The sequence below is a fragment of the Pseudonocardia sp. EV170527-09 genome (assembly GCF_008369905.1).
Taxonomy (GTDB): domain Bacteria; phylum Actinomycetota; class Actinomycetes; order Mycobacteriales; family Pseudonocardiaceae; genus Pseudonocardia.
Map to the genome: position 1 here is coordinate 34468 of NZ_VRMC01000011.1, position 19540 is coordinate 54007.

17 protein-coding genes are annotated in these 19540 nt (G+C 75.4%); 4 read left to right on the forward strand and 13 right to left on the reverse strand.

From position 1 onward, the window contains the following. Positions 1–21: 21 nt before the first annotated feature. A complete protein-coding gene (locus FVA95_RS05110) occupies positions 22–1980 on the reverse strand; it encodes a VWA domain-containing protein (RefSeq protein WP_149663167.1) in 1959 nt (652 codons plus the stop codon). Continuing rightward, the gene (locus FVA95_RS05115; protein ID WP_149663168.1) at positions 1973–3367 is read right to left on the reverse strand and encodes a sigma 54-interacting transcriptional regulator; all 1395 of its coding nucleotides are present in this window, start codon (positions 3365–3367) and stop codon (positions 1973–1975) included. Before FVA95_RS05115 ends, FVA95_RS05110 begins: the two co-directional genes overlap by 8 nt. 105 nt (positions 3368–3472) lie before the next feature. Between FVA95_RS05115 and FVA95_RS05120 the strand changes: the two genes are divergently transcribed. Beyond that, positions 3473–4141 (forward strand): TetR/AcrR family transcriptional regulator, encoded by a 669-nt coding sequence (locus FVA95_RS05120; protein WP_149663169.1) that lies wholly within the window; start codon positions 3473–3475, stop codon positions 4139–4141. Next, positions 4138–5307 carry an oxygenase MpaB family protein gene (locus tag FVA95_RS05125; RefSeq protein WP_149663209.1) on the forward strand — a complete coding sequence of 390 codons (1170 nt, stop codon included), beginning with the start codon at positions 4138–4140 and terminating at the stop codon, positions 5305–5307. Before FVA95_RS05120 ends, FVA95_RS05125 begins: the two co-directional genes overlap by 4 nt. Here the strand turns inward: FVA95_RS05125 and FVA95_RS05130 are convergent. From FVA95_RS05130 to FVA95_RS05170, 9 genes are all read right to left on the reverse strand, one after another. Beyond that, on the reverse strand, positions 5295–6077 hold the full coding sequence (locus FVA95_RS05130) for a hypothetical protein (RefSeq protein WP_149663170.1): 783 nt from the start codon (positions 6075–6077) through the stop codon (positions 5295–5297). The two genes, FVA95_RS05125 and FVA95_RS05130, sit on opposite strands and share 13 nt — an antisense overlap. Then, positions 6074–6979 carry a M56 family metallopeptidase gene (locus tag FVA95_RS05135; protein WP_149663171.1) on the reverse strand — a complete coding sequence of 302 codons (906 nt, stop codon included), beginning with the start codon at positions 6977–6979 and terminating at the stop codon, positions 6074–6076. The genes FVA95_RS05130 and FVA95_RS05135 overlap by 4 nt, the downstream gene beginning before the upstream one ends. Before the next feature lie 79 nt (positions 6980–7058). Next, positions 7059–7400: a BlaI/MecI/CopY family transcriptional regulator gene (locus FVA95_RS05140; RefSeq protein ID WP_139318712.1), complete on the reverse strand. Its 342-nt coding sequence runs from the start codon at positions 7398–7400 to the stop codon at positions 7059–7061. Positions 7401–7474: 74 nt separating this feature from the next. Then, complete coding sequence (locus tag FVA95_RS05145; RefSeq protein ID WP_075333456.1) at positions 7475–7981, reverse strand: L,D-transpeptidase; 507 nt, start codon at positions 7979–7981, stop codon at positions 7475–7477. 172 nt (positions 7982–8153) lie between these two features. Next, entirely contained in the window at positions 8154–8894 is a 741-nt protein-coding gene (locus FVA95_RS05150) for an enoyl-CoA hydratase (RefSeq protein ID WP_149663172.1), read from the reverse strand. A gap of 10 nt (positions 8895–8904) precedes the next feature. Further along, positions 8905–11316 (reverse strand): FUSC family protein, encoded by a 2412-nt coding sequence (locus FVA95_RS05155; RefSeq protein WP_149663173.1) that lies wholly within the window; start codon positions 11314–11316, stop codon positions 8905–8907. A 40-nt stretch (positions 11317–11356) separates the two neighbouring features. Continuing rightward, positions 11357–12340: an SGNH/GDSL hydrolase family protein gene (locus FVA95_RS05160; protein WP_240051280.1), complete on the reverse strand. Its 984-nt coding sequence runs from the start codon at positions 12338–12340 to the stop codon at positions 11357–11359. A 192-nt stretch (positions 12341–12532) separates the two neighbouring features. Further along, positions 12533–13825: an adenosylmethionine decarboxylase gene (speD, locus tag FVA95_RS05165; RefSeq protein ID WP_149663175.1), complete on the reverse strand. Its 1293-nt coding sequence runs from the start codon at positions 13823–13825 to the stop codon at positions 12533–12535. Positions 13826–13860: 35 nt separating this feature from the next. After that, complete coding sequence (locus tag FVA95_RS05170) at positions 13861–15030, reverse strand: type III PLP-dependent enzyme (protein ID WP_240051281.1); 1170 nt, start codon at positions 15028–15030, stop codon at positions 13861–13863. A gap of 131 nt (positions 15031–15161) precedes the next feature. On the opposite strand from FVA95_RS05170, the gene FVA95_RS05175 reads away from it, so the two are divergent. Further along, positions 15162–15620, forward strand: coding sequence for a pyridoxamine 5'-phosphate oxidase family protein (locus FVA95_RS05175; RefSeq protein ID WP_149663176.1), 459 nt, complete (start codon positions 15162–15164; stop codon positions 15618–15620). A 78-nt stretch (positions 15621–15698) separates the two neighbouring features. On the opposite strand, the gene FVA95_RS05180 is transcribed toward FVA95_RS05175, so the two are convergent. Both FVA95_RS05180 and FVA95_RS05185 read right to left on the reverse strand, forming a co-directional pair. Beyond that, entirely contained in the window at positions 15699–16760 is a 1062-nt protein-coding gene (locus tag FVA95_RS05180) for an acyl-CoA dehydrogenase family protein (protein WP_149663177.1), read from the reverse strand. Then, positions 16760–17962, reverse strand: a complete 1203-nt coding sequence (locus tag FVA95_RS05185) for an acyl-CoA dehydrogenase family protein (RefSeq protein ID WP_240051282.1) — start codon at positions 17960–17962, stop codon at positions 16760–16762. The genes FVA95_RS05180 and FVA95_RS05185 overlap by 1 nt, the downstream gene beginning before the upstream one ends. 64 nt (positions 17963–18026) lie before the next feature. On the opposite strand from FVA95_RS05185, the gene FVA95_RS05190 reads away from it, so the two are divergent. Then, entirely contained in the window at positions 18027–19499 is a 1473-nt protein-coding gene (locus FVA95_RS05190) for an NAD-dependent succinate-semialdehyde dehydrogenase (protein ID WP_149663179.1), read from the forward strand. Positions 19500–19540: the final 41 nt, after the last annotated feature.

Genomic DNA, 19540 nt, shown 5'->3' on the forward strand with positions numbered 1-19540 from the left:
GGCCGCCGACGCTGCTTCGGCTCAGCCGGTGCGGCGGCGCAGGTAGTCCGAGACCACCTCGGCGCCGAGACCGTCGAGGTCGGGCTGCACCACCCGTCCCCCGGCTCGGCGGGCGAGCCGGTTCACGAACGACAGCAGCCCCGGGTCGTCGCCGAGCACGAAGAAGGTGAACGCCGCGTCCATCCCGATCAGCTTGTCCAGCCCGTCCACGGTCGCCCGCAGGGTGTACGGGCTGGGCGGGTAGTCGAAGAACGCCTCGCCGTCGCGCTCCAGGTGCGCCGTCGGCTCGCCGTCGGTCACCACCAGGACCACCGGCGTCGCGTCGGGCTGGCGGGCCAGCCGTTCGCGGGCCAGGAGCAGGGCGTGGTGCAGGTTGGTGCCCTGCATGTACACGCCCTCCAGCCCGATCAGCTCGCCCAGTTCGACGGTCTGCGCGTGTCGGCCGAAGGTGATCAGCGAGAGGTCGTCGCCGCGGAAGCGGGTGGAGATGAGCTGGTGCAGGGCCAGCGCGGTGCGCTTCATCGGCACCCACCGGCCCTCGGCGACCATCGACCACGACGTGTCGACCAGCAGCGTGACCGCGGCCCGGGTGCGCTGCTCGGTCTCGACGATCTCGACGTCGCTGACGTCGAGGGCGCGGTCGTCGCCACCGGCGCGGCGCAGCTGGGCGTTGAGCAGGGTCCGGGGCACCGACCAGGCCTGGGTGTCCCCGAAGGCCCACGGCCGGGTCGCCCCGGTCGCGTCGCCCGCCGCTCCGGCACGCCGGGTGTCGCGCTGCCCCGACCGCCCGGAGATCCGGTCGGCGACGTCGCGCAGCACCGACTGCCCGAGCGTGCGCAGCGCCTTCGGCGAGAGCAGCAGCGAGCCGTCGGGTGCGCGTCGGAACAGGTCCTGGCGCTGCAGCTCGCGCTCCAGCTCGGCGAGGGTGCGGGCGTCGGCGGCGGCCTCCGGGCCGAGCATCTCGGTGAGTAAGTCGAGGTCGATGTCCTCCATCCGCGCACCGGGGTAGCTCTGCGCCAGCTGTTCGGCCAGCGCGTCGAGCTGCCCCAGCTCCTCCAGGGCGCGGGTCGCCTCGCCCATGCCCATCGGGTTCTCGCCGCGGAAGTTCCCCTTCCCCGACCAGTCCTCGCCCGGGCGCAGGCCCTGCAGCTGCGCGTCGAGCCGGGCCAGCGACTGGGCCAGCCTCGGGTCGCCGAACGCCTGCTGGGCCAGCTCGGCCAGCTCGGCGCGCTGCTCGGCCGACATCGAGTTCATCATCCGCTGGGCCGCGGCGGCCCGGGCGGCGAGCGCGTCGACCAGCTCCTCGGTGGTCTGCGGGTTCTCCGGGAAGTGCTCGCCGTGCGCGCGCATGAACTCGGCGAACCGTTCGGTGGTGTCCTCGCCGCGGGCGTGCCGGTCGAGCAGGTCGTTGAGGTCCTCGAGCATCGCGTTGATCCGCTCGACGTCCTCCGGCGTCGCGTTCTGCATGGCCTGCTTCATGCCCTCGAAACGCTGGTCGAGCATCTCCCGGCCGAGCAGGTCACGGATCTCCTGGTAGGCCTCGCGGGCCTCGGAGGACCGCCAGTCGTACTCGCCCAGCTCGCGCACCGCGCCGCCGGTGTCGGTGGGCAGCGCGTCGAGCTGCATCTCGCGGAACCGGGCGTCGTCGGAGTCCTCGTTGTCCAACGACTGCCGCTCGGCGTCCAGCGCCCGCTGCAGGAGCTCACGGACCTCCTGCAGGGTCCCGTCGATCCGGTTGTCGCGCTGCAGGTCCCGCCGACGCTCCCACACCCGACGGGTGAGGTCGTCGAGGCCGCGCCGCCCGTCGAGACCGCGACGCAGCAGCTCCTGCAGCGCCTGGCGCGGCGAGGAGCCCTCCATGACGTCGCGGCCGATCTGGTCCATCGCCGCGCGGATGTCGTAGGGCGGCGCCAGCGGGTCGGGCCCGCCGGCGTAGGGACCGTAGGCGTAACGGCGGCGACGACGCCTGGGATCAGCCATACGACACCGTGTCGCCGTCGTCGGACTCGTCCTTGGCCAGCTTGCGGGTCAGGAACAGGTACTCCAGCGTCAGCTCCGCCGCCGAGGCCATCGGCCCCGGGTCCTCGGTGCCCGAGGCGCCCAGCTTCGCCGCGATCTCGGTGAGCGCGTCGACCTGCGGCAGCGCGGCGACGACGTCCTTCGCCGGGATCCGCTCGCCGGTCCGGACCGGGCGGGTCGAGACCGCGTCGGCGAGCTCGTCGAGGTCGACACCGCGCAGCGCGAACCGGGCGGTGTCGGCGGTGGCGCGACGCAGCAGGTGCTCCAGCACCTCGTCCTCGCGCCCCTCCTCCCCCGACGCGAACTCGATCTTGCCGCGGAGCACCGCAGGGACCGACTCCAGGTCGACCGGGCGGGCGTAGGGGGTCTCCTCCCCGGTCAACGCGGCACGGCGCAGTGCCGCCGCGGCGACGGTCTCGGCGGCGGCCACGGCGAACCGGGCCGACACCCCCGAGCCCTGGTCGACCGCGGAGGAGTCGCGCAGGTGCCGGGTGAACCGGGCGACGACCTCGAGCAGGTGTCGCGGCACCTCGGCGACGAGGTCGGCCTCCTGTGCGACGAGCTCGACCTCGGGGGCCAGCTCCAGCGGGTAGTGGGTGCGGACCTCGGCGCCGAACCGGTCCTTGAGCGGGGTGATGATCCGCCCGCGGTTGGTGTAGTCCTCGGGGTTCGCACTCGCGACGAGCAGCACGTCCAGCGGCAGCCGCAGCGTGTAGCCGCGGACCTGGATGTCGCGCTCCTCCATCACGTTGAGCAGCGCGACCTGGATCCGTTCGGCCAGGTCGGGCAGCTCGTTGATGGCGACGATCCCGCGGTGCGACCGCGGGACGAGCCCGAAGTGGATCGTCTCGGGGTCGCCCAGCGAGCGGCCCTCGGCGACCTTGACCGGGTCGACGTCGCCGATCAGGTCGGCGACCGAGGTGTCGGGCGTGGCGAGCTTCTCGGTGTAGCGGTGGTCGCGGTGCACCCACGCGACCGGCAGGTCGTCGCCGAGCTCGGCGGCGCGCCGGATCGAGGCGGGCACGATCGGCTCGTACGGGTGCTCGCCGATCTCCGAGCCCTCGATGACCGGGGTCCACTCGTCGAGCAGCCCGGCCAGCGAGCGCAGCAGCCGGGTCTTGCCCTGGCCCCGCTCACCGAGCAGCACCAGGTCGTGGCCGGCGATCAGGGCCCGCTCCAGCTGCGGGACGACGGTGTCGTCGAAGCCGACGATGCCGGGCCAGGGGTCGCGGCCCTCGCGCAGGGCCGCCAGGAGGTTGTCGCGGATCTCGTGCTTCACAGGGCGCTGTACGTGGCCGGACGCACGCAGTGCGCCGACGGTACGGGGAAGGTCAGGTGTGACGGGCACGCTCTCCACGCTACGCCCGCTCGTGGGGTGCAGCGCGTCGTCGCGGAACGATGTTCCGCGGGACCGGACTGGAATCTGTCTGGCTGTACAGATAGTTTGTCGGGTATGGCCGATGCCCGCCCCGACGGACGACGACGACGTGGGGCCGACACCCGTCGCGCGCTGGTGCGGGCCGCCGTCGATGTCGTCGTCGCCCACGGCTTCGACCGGCTCACGCTTCGCCAGGTCGCGGACCGTGCGGGCGCCTCCGCCGCGTCGGCGACCTACCACTTCGGCACCGTCGACGCGCTGCTGGAGGCGGTCGTCGTCGAGCTGGAGCGCGACGCCGTCGCACGGCTGGGCGAGCTCACCCGCCGGGCCCGCTCCGGCGAGCTGACCCTGCTCGATGCGTGCACCGCCTACCTGGCCGACCTGCTCGGCCCCCGCCGCCCGGTGTTCCTGACCATGCTGGAGCTGCGCGTCCGCATCGCCCGGGGACACGGCGGCGCCGGCCTGCCCGGCACGGAATCCGACACGGAACCCGACGCGGCCCTGATCGACCTCATCCAGGACCACGTCGGGAACCGGGAACGGGCCCGCGAGCTGTTCGCCGGGGTCTTCGGGCTGTCCGCGCTCGCCGTGTTCGCCCCCGCGCCGCCGACGGAGCACGAACTGCGGGCCCGGATGGCGCGGCTGCTCGCCGGAGCCGGGCTCCCCACCGACGACGACCGCGAGACCCGCCGCCAGATCCGCCGACGGCCGCGGCCCGAGACCCAGGAGGACCGGTTCCCGTGACCGCCACCCGATCCCCCGGCGCGCCCGACCGCGACGCCGTCGCCGCCCGCTTCGGCCCCGCTCGCGCCGACCTCGCGCTGCGCGCCAGGACCACCGGCGACCCGCTCGCCGACGCCGTCGTCGCCGAGATCCGCGCCGCGGGACGCGAGGGCGGCCGGGCGCTCACCGCCCAGCTGCAGCGCGGCATCCGCGAGGGACTCGCCTCGCTGACCGACCCCTCCCCCGCCGTCGCGGCCCTGCTCGGCTCCGCCGAGTCGGTGCCCGCGGGCACCGACCCCGCGATCCTCGACACCGGGGTCCGGCCGATGTTCACCGCGCCGCCCGCGGTGCACACCCTGTCGCTGTCGGCGGGGGCACTGCTGCGCACCTACGGTTCGCCGTCGATCGCGGTGCTGCTCGGCACCACCGGACGGCTGGTGGAGTCCGCCGAGCGCCGCCTCACCGAGACCGGCGCCTGGCTGCTCGCCGCCACCCTGCCCGGCGGCATGCGGCCCGGCAGCCCTGGTTACGTCAGCACCCTGCAGGTCCGCGTGCTGCACGCCCACATGCGCGTGCTCGCCCGCGACCGCGGCCTCGACGAGGCCGTGCACGGCACCCCGGTCAACCAGCTCGACCTGGTCCGGACCTGGCTGGACTTCACGCTCGTCTCGATGCGGGCCGAGGCGACGATCGGGTTCGGGCTCACCCCCGCCGAGATCACCGAGGTCTACGCCTGCTGGCAGCTGCTGGCCCACCAGCTCGGCATCGACCCCGAGCTGGTCCGCGACGTCACCTCGCACGCCACGGCCGAGGAGCTCGACGCGCTGGTCAGCGCCGTCAGCGGGCCGCCCGCTCCCGAGTCACGCGCCCTGGCCGGGGCGCTGATCGGGGCGGTCGCCGCGCTGCTCGTCGAGCCGCTGCGCCTGCCCGTGCCCCACGGCCGACGCCTGCTGCAGGCACTGGCGCGGCGCTTCCACGGCGCCGCGGTGACCACCGGGCTGGGTCTGCGGCGCAGCCCGGGCTGGGAGCTGGCCGTCGCCGTCCTCGGACGGATGGTCGCGCTGCAGCGCCGGTGGGTCCGGCGCAGCCCGGCGTCGCTGGAGGCCGCGCGGGTCCGCAACATCGCCGCGACCCGGGCGCTGCTCGCCGACGACGGCCCCACCCTGTTCGAGGCCTACGGCGCCTGAGGGCAGTCCGGCGCGTCCCACCAGCGCGACGACAGCCCGGCCGACCCGACGGCCGCGGCCAGCGCGGCGCGCCGCCGGTCCGGCCCGATCAGGACCATGCCTCCGCCGTGGCCCAGTGCGGCGGCGACCCGGTCCGCGGGCTGCAGGTGCAGACCCGGCCCGAGGTCCGGCGACCCGAGCTGCGGGTAGGTGTCGGCGACGGCGAGCAGCGGCCCGGCCGGGGCGTCCCGGCGCCCCCACAGGGCGACGACGTGCGCGACCGACCAGTCCGGCCCCGGGCGGGCCCCGGCGTCGAGGTCGGCGACCGGGGTCGCGGCGGCGCCCAGCTCGCCGGTCGCGACCGACGCGAGCACTCCGACCGGGCCGTCGCCGGTGACCGCAGCGAGCAGCCCCACGAGCCGGTCGCCGGTCCACTCCCCGGTCGCCGGGACCGCCGCGAGCGATTCGCCGGAGAACTCCTCGACCGCGCGTCCGAGCCCGGCCACCGGGGTGCCAGAGCGCTCGTCGTCCGCGGCGACCGGCAGTCCCTGCAGGTAGTCGGCGTCCGCAGGCGCGCCGGGCGGCCGCGACGCCACGTCGTCGCCGGGCCGCACCCGGGTGCCCGCCGCGTGGGCGAAGGCCGCCACCGTCGGTGCGGGCAGCGGCGAGAGCGCGGCGACCAGCAGCCGGGCGACGAACGGCCCGGCCAGCTGGTCGGGCTGGGGCAGCGACGCCGCGTGCACCCGCACCAGCGCCTCCGCCCCGGGGAACGCCCGGACCGGGCCGCTCACGGGGCCACCAGCAGCCACACCGGCACCGCCACCAGCGCGACCGCGACCAGCCGGACCAGCCCGTGCACGACACGCGGCAGCGGGGCGGGCGGCGCGGTGATCCGGTCGATCCGGGCCTCCAGCGCATCGGTGAACGACGACAGCGCCGCCGCCGGCGCGGACCCGCCGACGGCCTTGAGCGCGGTCGCCAGCTCGGTCGGGTCGCAGAGCTTGCGGGCGACGTCGTCGGCCCGCATCTCGATCAGCCGGGCCACCGCGAGCTGGGCGTGCACCATGCCGCGTACGGACGGCGCCGTTGCACCCCACGCGACGAAGGGCAGCACGACCAGGTCGTGGCGTTCACGCAGGTGCGCCCGCTCGTGCGCGAGCACCGCGACGACCCCGGCGGTGTCCAGCGCGTCCAGCACCCCCGCCGACACCACCAGCCGGGAGCTGCGCCCGGGCAGGCAGTAGGCGACCGGTACGGGATGGTCGAGCACACGGGTACCGGAGGCGTGGGGCCAGGGCGACGCGAGCACGTCGAGCAGGTCACGGTGGCGGCGACGGGCCCGCAGCGTCCGCACGGTGGTGATCACCAGCACCGACAGCAGCCGCAGCAGCACCCCGACCGCGATCAGCAGCGCCCCGACGTGCAACGGGTCCATCTGCTCCGGCCACTCCCCGGCCGACACCGACGACGCCAGCGCGGCGGCCGCCGAGGGAAGGCTGTCGCCCATCGGGGAGAGCCCGTAGGCCAGCCCGGCACCGAACAGCGAGATGCCGCCGCCGAGCCCGACGGCCTGCCACAGCAGCAGCGCGCCGACCGGGTCGCGTCCGGGCCAGCGCGCCCGGGCCAGGGCACGGCTGACCGGCTCGGCGAGCAGTACGCCGAGCAGTCCGAGTCCGAGCGCGGTCAGCTCCATCGCGTCACATCGTCGCGGAGGGCGCGCCGCGGCGCCGCATCACCCCCGCGACCGGACAGGATCCTCGACCGTCCGGCGCTCAGCCGAGCAGGTCACGCAGGCGCGACCGCTCCTCCTCCGACATCGAACCGAGGAACCGCGCGAGGGCGGCACCGCGGTCGGACGCGTCGTCGAGCGCGTCGGTCATCAGCTCGGCCACGTGGTCCTCCCGGCTGGCCACCGGGCGGTAGTGGTGGGCCCGGCCGTCGCGGATGCGCCGGACCAGCTGCTTGCGCTCGAGCCGACCGAGGACGGTGAGCACGGTCGTCGTGGCCAGGTCGCGGTCGGCGAGCTGATCCTGCACCTCACGGGCCGTCATGTCCCGGTCCGACTCCCAGAGGACGTTCATGACCGCCCGCTCCAACTCGCCCAGACTCGTCACGTAGGTCATCCTACGCGAACCTTTCTACTGCGCGTAGAACCCCCGCGGGAGATGGCTCACACCCGGGTGTGTCGTCAGTGGATCTGCACCTGGTCGCCGACCTGCAGGTTCTCGAACCACTGGCGCGCATCGGACTCGCCGAGCTTGACGCACCCGGCCGACGGGGTCGAGAGGTCGCCCTGGTGGAAGGCGATCCCGCCCTGGGCGAAGAACACCGACCACGGCATCTGGGTCAGCCGCTCCCGGCTGGTCCACTGCTCGGCCTTCCACTGCACGGCGAAGGTGCCCGTCGGTGTGGGGGCCTCCGGGTCGCCCGGGCGCATCGCGACCGGTCCGGCGACGACCTGGCCCGCCTCGATCAGCCAGGTGGAGCGGCTCGCGAGGTCCACACAGGCGCGCGCCGAGGAGGTGCACGGCGTCCCGGCGACGAGCGAGCCGGTCGCGACCTGCCGGTCGGTGGGGTCGGGCTGCTCCGACGGCTCGGCGAGGGCGGGGCCCACCACGAGCCCGGCGAGGGCACCGCTCAGCGCGACACCCGCCACGAGGAGCCCGACGATCCGGCTCCGTCCCCGTGCCCGCATCCGTCCGCTCCTCCGTCGGGTCCGGGCGGGCTCGGCCCGCCCGGACCGACCGGATGCACAGCGCCACCGGTCGTGCTCGAACCGTAGTTGATCACGATCTTGGACTGAACGGGTGCATCGCGTACCACCGATCGGCGGTACGCGAGGCGCGCCGGACGGTCGGCGCCGCCGGTCAGCGGCCCCGGAACACCGGGACGCGCTTCTCGGTGCGGGCGGCGCGGCCCTCCGCGATGTCCTCGGCGGTCCAGCAGCCGCGGAAGTCCGCGGCGAGCCCGTCGACGACGGCCGGGTCGGTGTGCCCGCCACGGCCGAACGCGTTCACCGCACGCTTGTTGTAGGCCAGGGTGAGCGGGGCCATGGTCGCGATGTCACGGGCCAGGGCGAGCGCGGCGTCGCGGTCGCCGAGGGTGTCGGCGAGGCCGCGGGCGTGCGCGGTGGCGGCGTCGACCGTGGCGCAGGCCAGCAGCAGGCTGCGGGCCGTGCCGCCGCCGGCGATCTGCACCAGCCGCTCGATCGTCCACGGGTCCACGGCCAGCCCGAGCCGCGCGGTCGGCAGCCCGAACACCGCCTCCGGGGCGGCGACCCGCAGGTCACAGGCCAGGGCCAGCTGCAGCCCGCCGCCGATCGCGGGCCCGGTCACCGCGGCGACGGTCGGCATCGGAAGATCGGCGACCGCGTGCAGGCCGGTGTAGAGCGCGTCGAGGAACTCGTCGGTGTAGACCTCGCCGAAGTCGGCGCCGGAGCAGAACGCCGACCCGTTCCCGGCGACGACGACCGCCCGCGCGCCGGCCGCGCGGACCTCGGCGGCCGCGTCGACCAGCTGCCGGCAGGTCGCGATGTCCAGGGCGTTGCGGCGCTCGGGGCGGTTCAGCTCGATCAGACCGACGTCGTCGTGGGTGCTCACGGAGATCACGGGCCGGACCCTAACCCGCGGTCGACGCCCCGGACCCGTCCGCGTGACCGGCGCCGCGCCCGGCGGGCGCGGGCTCGCTCCAGCTCTGTCCGCACAGCTCCCGGGCCAGCCCGACCGCGAGCTGGTCGATCCGGCGCAGCATCCGCGCCGCGGCCAGCCGCCGCGTCCGCTCGGTCCCGGGGCCGACCACGGCCCGCGAGGCGGCGTCGGCCTCGGCGGCGTCGAGCAGCTCCTCCGCGGAGCCGACGCCGTAGTCGGCGGGGCTCGCGCCGGGCGGGTGCTCGCGCCGGGCGGTGGGGCCCCACCCGTCGTCGAGGATGCGGCGAAGGCCGTCGAGGTCCGCGCGGACCCGCTCGGCCGCGGGCTCCAGCGTCGCGGCCCAGCCGGGCGCCGACGCCGTCGCGGCCTGGGCGGCGAGCTGGCGGGTGTAGTGGTCGATGGCGCCGACGACGCGGACGGTGTGGTGCACCCCGCGGCGCAGCGGCCTGCGGGCGACAGGGTGCTCCAGCGGCACCGCGCGGGTCCGCACCGTGGCCACCGCGGCGTCGACGGCGCGGGCCCGCTCCAGCGGGTCACCGGCTCCGGGGCGGCCCAGTGCCGCGTCGACCGAGGTGCGCAGGGAGACGTCGACCGCGGTGAGTGCGTCGTCGAGGGCCTCGGCAAAGGCCGTGCGCGAGCGGGTGGGCAGGATCAGGTAGGCGGCGAGCATGCCCAGCGCGCCACCGACGACGGTCTCCTCCACCCGCAGGACCAGGGTCTGCACGCTGAACTGGCCGATCACGCCGTAGAGCAGGGCCAGCACCGCGGTGATCCAGAACGCCATCATCGCCTGCGAGATCCGCACCAGGTACAGGGCGAGGAACACGCAGACGAACAGCAGCGCGAGGCTGGCGACGACGTTGCCGCCCACCAGCAGCGCCAGCAGCATCCCGGCCACGACGCCGCCCGCGGTGCCCACCGCGCGGGCCCAGCCGCGGCTCAGGACGTCACCGCGGCTGGCGGTGCCGGCGAACACGACGAACGCGGCGATCACCGCCCAGTACCAGCGGGCCGGTGAGATGAGCTCGCCGACCACGATCGCGAGGCTGGTGGCGACGCCGACCTGCACCGCCTGGCGGGTGTGCAGCGCGAGCCCCTCGAACCGGTCCCGGCCCGCCGGGGTGTCGCCACCGGTCTCACCGGAGGGAGCGGTCTCACCGGCCGGGGCGGGGTCGCCGGAGGGGACGGGGTCGCCGCCCGCGGTCGCCCGGTCGGTGTCGTGGTGCTCGGCGATCCGCAGCCGGGCCTGCTCGACGGTGGTCTGCATCGCGTCGGCGAGCCGGACGACGGCGAACCCGATGCGCTGCTCGCGGGCGGCGGGCCCGACCCCGGACGGCCGGTCCACGATGTCGGCGACGGCGGACCGGGCGCCGTCGTAGAGGCGGGCGGCGATCGCGCCGGGCGTCCCGACGGCGGTGGCCGCGGCGAGGGCCCGCAGTCCCTCGGCCAGCGCGGCGCGGTCCTCGTCGGGGATCGGGTCGTGGTGCTCGACCGACCGGCGGACCGACATCGCGACCCGTTCGGCGGCCAGCTCGGAGTCGATGATCCACTGCCGCAGGCCGGCAGCGGGTCCCCCGGTGGCGGTCGGGGTGGCGGTCGGGGTGTCGGTCCCGGCGGCGGTGTCGGCGTCGGCGTCCGTGTCGGGGCCGGTGTCGGGGTCGGTGTCGTCGAGCCGGTCGGTCACCAGCAGCGCGGTCTCGTTGAGCCGGGCCTGGGCGCGCACCAGCGGGTCGAGGTCGGGCTCGCCCTCGGTGGTCCGCACCGCCTCGACGGCGGTGAGCAGCCGCGCCTCGAACGCCCGGAACAGCGCGTCCAGCACGGCCTCGGAGCGGCGGGTGAACACCAGGCAGCGCAACAGGAAGGTGCTGCCGATGCCGATCACCACGCCGGCCAGCAGGTACGGCAGCTCGGCGGGGCCGGCGTGCAGGAACTGCACGAAGAAGAACGGCATGAACGCCGCCATGCCCAGCGCGACCCCACGCGGCCCGTACCGCCGGACCGCGACGGCGACGACCATGACCAGGACGAACACGACATCGGCCGCGACCCGGTTCGTCGACAGCAACGCGGACACCGTCGCCGACGCCACGGCGGGCAGCACCATCAGCGCGGTGGTGACCCGCCGCCGTCGCAGGTCGTTCTCGTTCACCGCCAGGTTGCTGATCATCGCCAGCACCACGGAGAACAGCACGATCGTGACCGGCTGCCCGGTCAGCGCGCGCAGCACGCTCGCCAGCACGGCGGCGAGCAGCATCGCCGCCGTCGCGACCGAGGCCAGGTGCAGCCGGGTGTGGCCGGGGTCGACCGCGGCCGCCCACGTCCGCAGCTCGCCCCACCGGGCCGGCACCGGCATGCGCCGTCCGCGCTCGACCGTCCGCGTCACGGTGCGAGTCTGACACGCACCGCGACCGCCGGTCCGGGGGTCAGCCCGCGGTGCGGGCCTGCGGCGGCAGCGATTCGGTCGGCACCGGGTTCGTCGCCCCCGGGACCGGCTGCGAGGCCGGCCGGGCGACCGGGATGCCGAGCACGTCGCCCGCGGCGGCGGCCATCGCGCGCATGCCCTGGGCGTTCGGGTGCACCGGGGCGGCCGGCGAGGTCGGGACCAGGCCCTCGACCCACTTCACGCCGGGCAGCGTGCAGGCGTCGTGGCCGATGGTCGGGGTGTAGGTGTCGACGTAGTCCACCCCGGCGTCGCGCGCGGCGCCGGCCAGCATCGCGTTGAGCTTCTTCTCGGTCTCCCGCAGGTAGGCGGTGTCGCCCGCGCTGAACGGCATGACCGGGTAGCAGCCGGGACCGGTGTCCGGGAGGATCGACGGGTACCCGACGACGGCGACCCGCGCGGCGGGCGACCGCTCGCGGATCTGCTCGAGCACGTCGGAGACCTTCGACTCGGTGCCGTCGATCCGCTCGGCGAGCTGGTCGGTGCCGCCCGCGGTGAAGAAGTCCTTGCAGGCCGCGCCGAACAGGTTCGCCGAGGAGCGGCGCACGCACTCGCTGATGATCCCGGAGAACCCGATGTCGTTGCCGCCGATGGTCAGCGTGACCAGCGACTCGGAGCCGTCGAGGGCGTCGAGCTGCGGCGGGTTCGGGCCGGCCTTCACCTCCTGCGGGGCCGTCATGTCCTCGGTCGTCGCACCGCTGCAGGACACGTCGGTGAACCGGCCGATGCCGGCGGAGCGGGCGAGCACCGAGGGGTAGTTCTGGTTCGAGCGCAGGCACCCCGACGGCGTGCCCTGCTGCACCGGGACCAGCGGGCCCGCGGCATAGGAGTCGCCGAGGGCGACGAAGCGCCCGACCGGGGCGGAGTCGAGGTTGCGCGCGGACAGCGTGGTCTCGGCGAACGTGGTCGGCGCCTCCGCCTGCGCGGGCGCGAGGGCGCTCATCCCGGCCGAGCTCAGCAGGGTCATGGTCGCCACGGCGAGCCACCGGGACGGACGGGGACGGCGCACGGGTTCTCGGACCTCCGGTCGGACGTCACCGGCGTGGGCACGCCGGTCCTGACCGACCAACGATCATCGTCGCGGACCGGTTACGCCCCGTTCGGCGCACGTGACGGGCCGGGACCTCCCGGCCCGTCACGCACCGTGGACGGGGCTCGCTCAGTCGGTGAGCCTGCGCAGCGACAGCGGCGCGACCAGACGGTGCCGCAGCGCGGTCGCGTCCCACAGCTCGGGCTGCGACGGCATCGACGCGAGCCGCTCGGCGGCCACCGCGCCGGGGTCGGCCATCGGCTCGCGGACGCCGGCGAGGAAGGCCCACTCGTGCTCCTCGCACCCGATGTAGACCCCGCGACCGCCGGTCTCGCCGAACACCCCGGCGAAGCGCTGCCAGGCCGAGCGCAGCGTCGCGTCCCGCCACACGGCCGGGCTGCCCGCCTGGAACACCAGGACCCCGCCCGGGGTGAGCCGCTGTGCGCAGGCCCGGACGAACTCCTCCTCGTAGAGCCGGTTGATCTGGGCGTCGGGCTCGTCGGGGCGCTCGTCGGGCAGGTCGACGATCACCAGGTCCCAGTACTCACGCGCGTCCAGGACGAACTGCCGCCCGTCGCCGTAGGTCAGGTGCACCGGGCCCTCCCCGCGCTCGGCCGCGGCCAGGGACTCGGGGGTGTAGCCGTAGGGCAGGTGCTCGGCGCAGATCCGGACGGCCTCGGCGTCGATGTCGACGTGGTCGACCCGGCTCGCGCCGGCCGCGACCGCCATCTCCGACGCGACGCCCTCCGAGGATCCGATGATCAGCACCCGGTCCAGCTCGCGGGCGAGCAGGGCACCCGGCCACACCAGTGCCTCGTGGTAGGTGAGCTGGGTGTGCTCGGTGGACTGGCGCTCGTCGTCGCAGAAGAGGGTGACGCCGTGGGCGGTGTCGGCGACGACGACGTGCTGGAACCCGGTGTCCGCGACGTGGTGGACCCGGCCGAGGTCCCAGCGCCGGGTCAGGCCGGGCGAGAGGGGTTCGGTGACCGTGCGCGGGGCGCCGCCGCGGTCGACGACCTGCAACGCGGTGTCGGTCGCGCCGACCCGGTCGGCGAGGCGGCGCACGGCGTCGACCGGGTCGGCGCTCTCACCGCAGGTGAACACGTCGACGTGCATGCCGCCGTGCTCGGGCCAGGTGTGGATCGAGGCGTGCGACTCGGCCAGGACCGCGACGACGGTCGCCCCCTGCGGTTCGAACCGTTCGACGACCACCTGGCGGACCTGGGCACCGGCCTCGGTCAGCGCGGCGGTCAGATCGCTGCGCAGGCGGGCGCAGTCGTCGAGGATCTCGGGGGCGATGCCGCCGAGCTCGGCCAGGACGTGCCTGCCGACCGGCGACGAGGTGCTGGGCAGTGCGGGCGCGCCCGTCCCGAGCCCGGTGCCCGGATGCAGTTCTCCGGCCGCGGTGGCGGGCTCGGACATGATGGGCGAGGTGGAAGATGACACGTCCGGACACGTTAACCGCGATGTGGGAACGCCGCCCCCTCCTCGCCGACGACCACGTCCAGCGGTCCGAAGCCGTTGAACCCGACCGAGGCGTAGCTGGAGGTGTAGGCGCCGGTCCCGAGCAGGTCGACGACGTCGCCCGCGGCCAGGTCCAGCGGCAGCGCGACCGGGGTCCGGCGGTAGACGACGTCGTCGCCGTCACAGGTGGGGCCCGCCACCACGACCGGTCCGCACGGGCCGGAGCGGCCGGGCACGCGCAGCGGGTAGGCGATCGCCTCGCCCTCGGTCTCGGCCAGGCCCTGGTAGCGGCCGACGTCGAGGTACACCCAGCGACGGTGGTCGACCCCCGGACGGCGGGACACCCGCAGCACCCGGGCACGCAGCACCCCGGCCGGGGCGACCAGCGCGCGACCCGGTTCGAGCAGCAGCGTCGCGTCGTCCACGTGCCCGGCGGCGACGGCCGCGGCCACCGCGCTGCGCACGGCCGCGGCGTAGTCCTGCGCGGGGGCGACGGCGGTGCGGTAGGCCACCGGCCAGCCGCCGCCCAGGTCCAGCTCGGGTCGGCGCAGCCCGGCCCGCCCGGCGACCCGCAGCGCGAGCGCGACGGCCCCGGCGTAGGTGGCGGGGCGGGTCTGCTGGGAGCCCGCGTGGAAGGTGACCCCGGCCGCGTCCAGGCCGCGGTCCGCGACCCGGCCCAGCAGCGCGACGGCGGCGTCGGGCGGCGCGCCGAACTTGCCGTGGAACGGTGTCGCCGAGCCGGTGTCGTCGACCGAGAGGCGGACCTGCACCCGGGCGCCGGGGACCTCGGCGGCGAGGGCGTCGACGTCCTCGACGCTGTCGGTGACGAACCGGGTGACGCCGTCGCGGGCGGCCCGGGCGGCGGCGCCGGGGCCGCGCACCGGGTTGCCGTGCTGCAGGGTCGCCGGGTCCGCCCCGGCGGCCAGGCACAGGTCGATCTCGGCCTGGGAGGCCACGTCGAACCCGGCCCCGGCCGCGACGAGGGTGCGCAGCACGGCGGGTTCCGGGCAGGCCTTGACGGCGTAGAGGATGCGGGCATCGCCGAACGCCGCGGCCAGCGCGCGGTACCGCTCCCCGACGACGACGGGGTCCAGCGCGAGGTACGGCGTCGGACGGTCGGTGGCGAGCAGCCGTTCCAGGCCGGGGCTCAGGGTGTCGGGCACACCGCGATCGTCTCCCGGGCCGGGCCGCGCCCCGCCGCCGGGGCGCGACCTGCGGGGCCACGACCCGCCGGGGCCCGGACCGGCCCGACCGGACCGCTCCGTGCGCCGGGCCCCTGATCTAGGTTCGACCCATGACCGCACCGAAGCCGCAGCGCCGCGCACGGAAGATCGCCATGACCCCGGAGGAGGTCACCGCGTTCCTCGACGCCGAGCGCACCTGCCGGGTCGCCACCAACGGCGTGAACGGCCCGCACGCCACCCCGCTCTGGTACGTGTGGGACGGCGAGGCGCTCTGGCTGACCTCGCTGTCGCGCTCGCAGCGCTGGACCGACCTGCAGCGCGACCCGCGGATCGCCGTCGTCGTCGACGCCGGGCACGACTACGCCGAGCTGCGCGGGGTCGAGCTGCGCGGCTCGGTCGAGGTCGTCGGCGAGGTCCCGCGCACCGGGGAGCCGCACCCCGAGCTGGAGCGGGTCGAGCAGGCGATGGCCGACCGCTACTTCGGCGGGCAGGTCGTGATCGACGGCCGGCACGCCTGGCTGCGGCTGCGCCCGGAGAAGATCACCAGCTGGGACTTCCGGAAGATGTGATCGGCGGACGCGAGGGGATCGGTGCCGGATGTGGCACCGATCCCCTCACTCGTGACGATCACCGGGTTCCGGCCGGGGTCAGGGCCGCCCGGTCACCAGCGGCCAGAGGCCGTCGGCGCCCGCGGCCAGGGCGGCCGCACCGACCCGGTCGTTCCAGTACGCCTCGTTGCCGTCCTCGTCCCGCCAGGCCCACAGCCGGGTCGTGACCAGCCGCAACGCGTGCTCACGGGTGAACCCGATCGCACCGTGCACCTGGTGGGAGATCCGGGCGACGGCCGTGGCCGCCTCCGAGCAGCGGGCCTTCGCCGCGGCGACGGCGAACGCGGTCTCCGCGGCGGCGAACCCCGCGCGCTGCGCGGTCGAGGTCGCCGCGGCGGAGGCGGCCGATGCGGCGGCGACCTCCGACCCGGCCTCGGCGAGCATCTGCTGCACCGCCTGGAAGCGGCCGATGGGGCGACCGAACTGGGTGCGCTCCCCGGCGTAGGCGACCGAGGCGGCCAGCGCGCCGCGGGCCGCGCCGGCGAGCAGCAGCGATCGTGCCAGCGCCGCCCGCAGGGTCAGCTCCGTGGCCGCGCCGGCCGGGGCGGTGCCGGTGGCCGTCGGGGTGACCGCGTCGAGGGTCAGTCCGTCGCGGGGCTCCTCGGCGAGGTTGACGCCCTCGGTGACCCGCGCCGCGGCCGCGTCGAGCACGAGCACCCGGTCGCCGTCGAGCACGACGACGGCGGCGAGCGAGCGCCCCCACGGCACCCGGGTCAGCTCCGCCGACACGGTGCCGCCGTGAGTGCCGCCGCCGGTGAGCGCGCCCCCGGCGGCCCCGGCCGGACGGTCCCCGCCGGTCGCGTCGGTGACGACGGCGGCCAGCGGCCCGTCCGGCACGGCGAGCCCGGCGGCGCGGGCCAGCCACCCGACGAGCAGGTCGGTCTCGGCCAGCGGCAGCCGGGCCGCCGCCGCTCCGGCGACCTCCAGCAGCACGGCGGCGTCGTCGAGGGTGCCGCCGGTCTCCGGGTCGGTCAGCGAGGTCAGCCCGGCCCCGGCGCACGCCTTCCAGGCGGCCGTGTCCAGGCCGCTGCCCTCGCGGTCGTCGGACCCGGCGGCCAGGATCGAGGCGGCCAGGTCGGCGAGGTCGCTGTTGCGGGCCATCAGCGCAGTCCCATCCCCCGCGCGACGATGCCGCGCAGGACCTCGTTGGTACCGCCGCGCAGGGTGAACCCGGGCGCGTGCAGCACGGCGTCGGCGAGCAGCCGGGCGAACCCGGACTCCGCGCCGGGGTCCGGTGGGATGTCGACCAGCAGCCGGGCGGCGTCGACGATCTCGTTCTCGAAGCGGGTGCTGAGGTCCTTGACCAGGGCCGCGGCCAGCTCGGGCGCCTCACCGGACTCCAGCGCCCCGGCGACGGCCAGCGACATGGCCCGCAGCGTCCACAGCCGCGACACCAGCGACCCGACCCGGCGCCGGGTGCCGGTGTCGACACCGCCCGCCGCCGCGGTCAGCTCCCCGACCAGCGACGACAGCAGCGGGTAGGTCGACAGGAACCGCTCCGGCCCGGACCGCTCGAACGCCAGCTCCCCGGTGACCTGGGCCCAGCCGTTGCCGATCTCGCCGAACACCCGCGAGTCCGGGATGAACACGTCGTCGAAGCGGACCTCGTTGAAGTGGTGCGCCCCGGTGAGCAGCGGGATCGGGCGGATCTCCACCCCGGGCGAGTCCAGCTCGACCAGGAACTGGGACAGGCCCGCGTGCCGGTGGGCGTCGTCGCGCGGCTCGGTGCGCACCAGCGCGAAGAACGCGTGCGCGTGGTGGGCCCCGGAGGTCCAGACCTTGGTGCCCGACAGCCGCCACCCGCCGTCGACGCGGGTCGCCCGGGTCCGCACCGACGCCAGGTCGGAACCGGAGTCCGGTTCGGACATGCCGATGCCGAAGTACACCTCGCCGCGGGCGATGCCGGGCAGGAACGCGCGACGCTGCTCCTCGGTGCCGTGGCGCAGCAGCGACGGCCCGATCTGGCGGTCGGCGATCCAGTGCGCGGCCACCGGGGCGCCCGCGGCGAGCAGCTCCTCGGTGACGACGTAGCGCTCCAGCGCGGTGCGGCCGTGCCCGCCGTACTCGGTGGGGATGGTCATACCGAGCCAGCCGCGCTCCCCCAGCCGCCGCGAGAACGACTCGTCCCAGCCGGAGAGCCACACGTCCGCGCGCGGGGTCCAGCGGCCGGCGCCGCGCTCCTCGTCGAGGAAGGACCGGACCTCGGCCCGCAGGTCCGCCAGCCCGGCGGGGAGCTCGACCGGGTCGGGCACGAGCTCGGGCAGCGCCGCTGCCGCTGTCGATGTCACTGCCACGGGCCTCATCATGACCCAGCCCCGCCGACGCCGCCGGTGTCTATGGGCCGACTCACCGGGGTACGTTCCGGGCATGACCACCAATGCTGACGAGCGCAGGGTGCTGGATGCCGTCCCCACCGGCCTGTTCATCGGCGGCCAGTGGCGGCAGGCGGAGAACGGCGCGACCGCGAAGGTCGAGGATCCGGCCACCGGAGAGGTCCTGACCGAGGTCGCCGACGCCTCCCCCGCCGACGGCATGGACGCCCTCGCCGCCGCGCACGCCGCGCAGCCCACGATCGCCGCGATGGCACCGCGGGAGCGCAGCGAGATCCTGCGCCGCGCCTACGACCTGCTCCACGAGCGGATCGACGACCTGGCCCTGCTCATGACCCTGGAGATGGGCAAGCCCTTCGCCGAGGCCAAGGGCGAGGTCACCTACGCCTCGGAGTTCCTCCGCTGGTTCTCCGAGGAGGCCGTGCGCATCGACGGCGGCTACCAGGTCGCCCCGAACGGCCAGACCCGCTTCCTCACCATCCGCCAGCCCGTCGGGGTCTGCGTGTTCGTCACCCCGTGGAACTTCCCGCTGGCCATGGGCACCCGCAAGATCGCCCCGGCGGTCGCCGCCGGCTGCGCCTCGGTGATCAAGCCCGCACCCCAGACCCCGCTGACGATGCTCGCGTTCGCGCAGGTGCTGGCCGACGCCGGCCTCCCCGACGGCGCCCTGAACGTCATCAACGCCACCGACGCCGGCGCGGTCATCGAGCCGATCCTGCGCGACGGCCGCGCCCGGAAGATGTCGTTCACCGGATCCACCCCGGTCGGGAAGCTGCTGCTGTCCCAGGCCTCGGACAAGGTGCTGCGCTCGTCGCTGGAGCTGGGTGGCAACGCCTCGTTCATCGTGCTCGACGACGCCGACGTCGACGCCGCCGTCGAGGGCGCCATGATCGCCAAGATGCGGAACATGGGCGAGGCCTGCACCGCGGCGAACCGGTTCTACGTCCAGCGCGGCGTCGCCGAGGCGTTCACCGCCAAGCTCGCCGAGCGGATGGGTGCGCTCAAGGTCGGCCGTGGCACCGAGGAGGGCGTGAACGTCGGCCCGCTGATCGACGCCAAGGGCCGGGACAAGGTCACCGACCTGGTCGCCGACGCCGTCGCCGCGGGCGCCTCGGTCGCGCTCGGCGGGAAGGCCCAGGACGGGCCGGGCTACTTCTACCCGCCGACCGTGCTCACCGACGTGCCGGTCGACTCCCGGCTCAACCACGAGGAGATCTTCGGCCCGGTCGCGCCGATCACCGTCGTCGACACCGCCGACGAGGCACTGGCCGCGGCCAACGCGACCGAGTTCGGCCTGGTCAACTACGTGTACACACGCGACCTGAACCGGGCGCTGCACATCGCCGAGAACCTCGAGAGCGGCATGATCGGGCTCAACACCGGGCTGGTGTCGAACCCGGCCGCCCCGTTCGGCGGGGTGAAGGAGTCCGGGCTGGGCCGCGAGGGCGGCGCGATCGGCATCGACGAGTTCCTCGAGACCAAGTACGTGGCCATCGGCTACAGCGGCTGACCACGGGCACGGACGAGGGCCCCGGCGCCGTACGGCGCCGG

Bases quoted from the DNA above. Each gene is read 5' to 3' on its own strand.
- FVA95_RS05110 (WP_149663167.1), bottom strand. From the start codon at position 1,980: ATGGCTGATCCCAGGCGTCGTCGCCGCCGTTACGCCTACGGTCCCTAC.
- FVA95_RS05120 (WP_149663169.1), top strand. From the start codon at position 3,473: ATGGCCGATGCCCGCCCCGACGGACGACGACGACGTGGGGCCGACACC.
- FVA95_RS05135 (WP_149663171.1), bottom strand. From the start codon at position 6,979: ATGGAGCTGACCGCGCTCGGACTCGGACTGCTCGGCGTACTGCTCGCC.
- FVA95_RS05145 (WP_075333456.1), bottom strand. From the start codon at position 7,981: ATGCGGGCACGGGGACGGAGCCGGATCGTCGGGCTCCTCGTGGCGGGT.
- FVA95_RS05160 (WP_240051280.1), bottom strand. From the start codon at position 12,340: ATGACCCTGCTGAGCTCGGCCGGGATGAGCGCCCTCGCGCCCGCGCAG.
- speD (WP_149663175.1), bottom strand. From the start codon at position 13,825: ATGTCCGAGCCCGCCACCGCGGCCGGAGAACTGCATCCGGGCACCGGG.
- FVA95_RS05175 (WP_149663176.1), top strand. From the start codon at position 15,162: ATGACCGCACCGAAGCCGCAGCGCCGCGCACGGAAGATCGCCATGACC.
- FVA95_RS05180 (WP_149663177.1), bottom strand. From the start codon at position 16,760: ATGGCCCGCAACAGCGACCTCGCCGACCTGGCCGCCTCGATCCTGGCC.
- FVA95_RS05185 (WP_240051282.1), bottom strand. From the start codon at position 17,962: ATGAGGCCCGTGGCAGTGACATCGACAGCGGCAGCGGCGCTGCCCGAG.
- FVA95_RS05190 (WP_149663179.1), top strand. From the start codon at position 18,027: ATGACCACCAATGCTGACGAGCGCAGGGTGCTGGATGCCGTCCCCACC.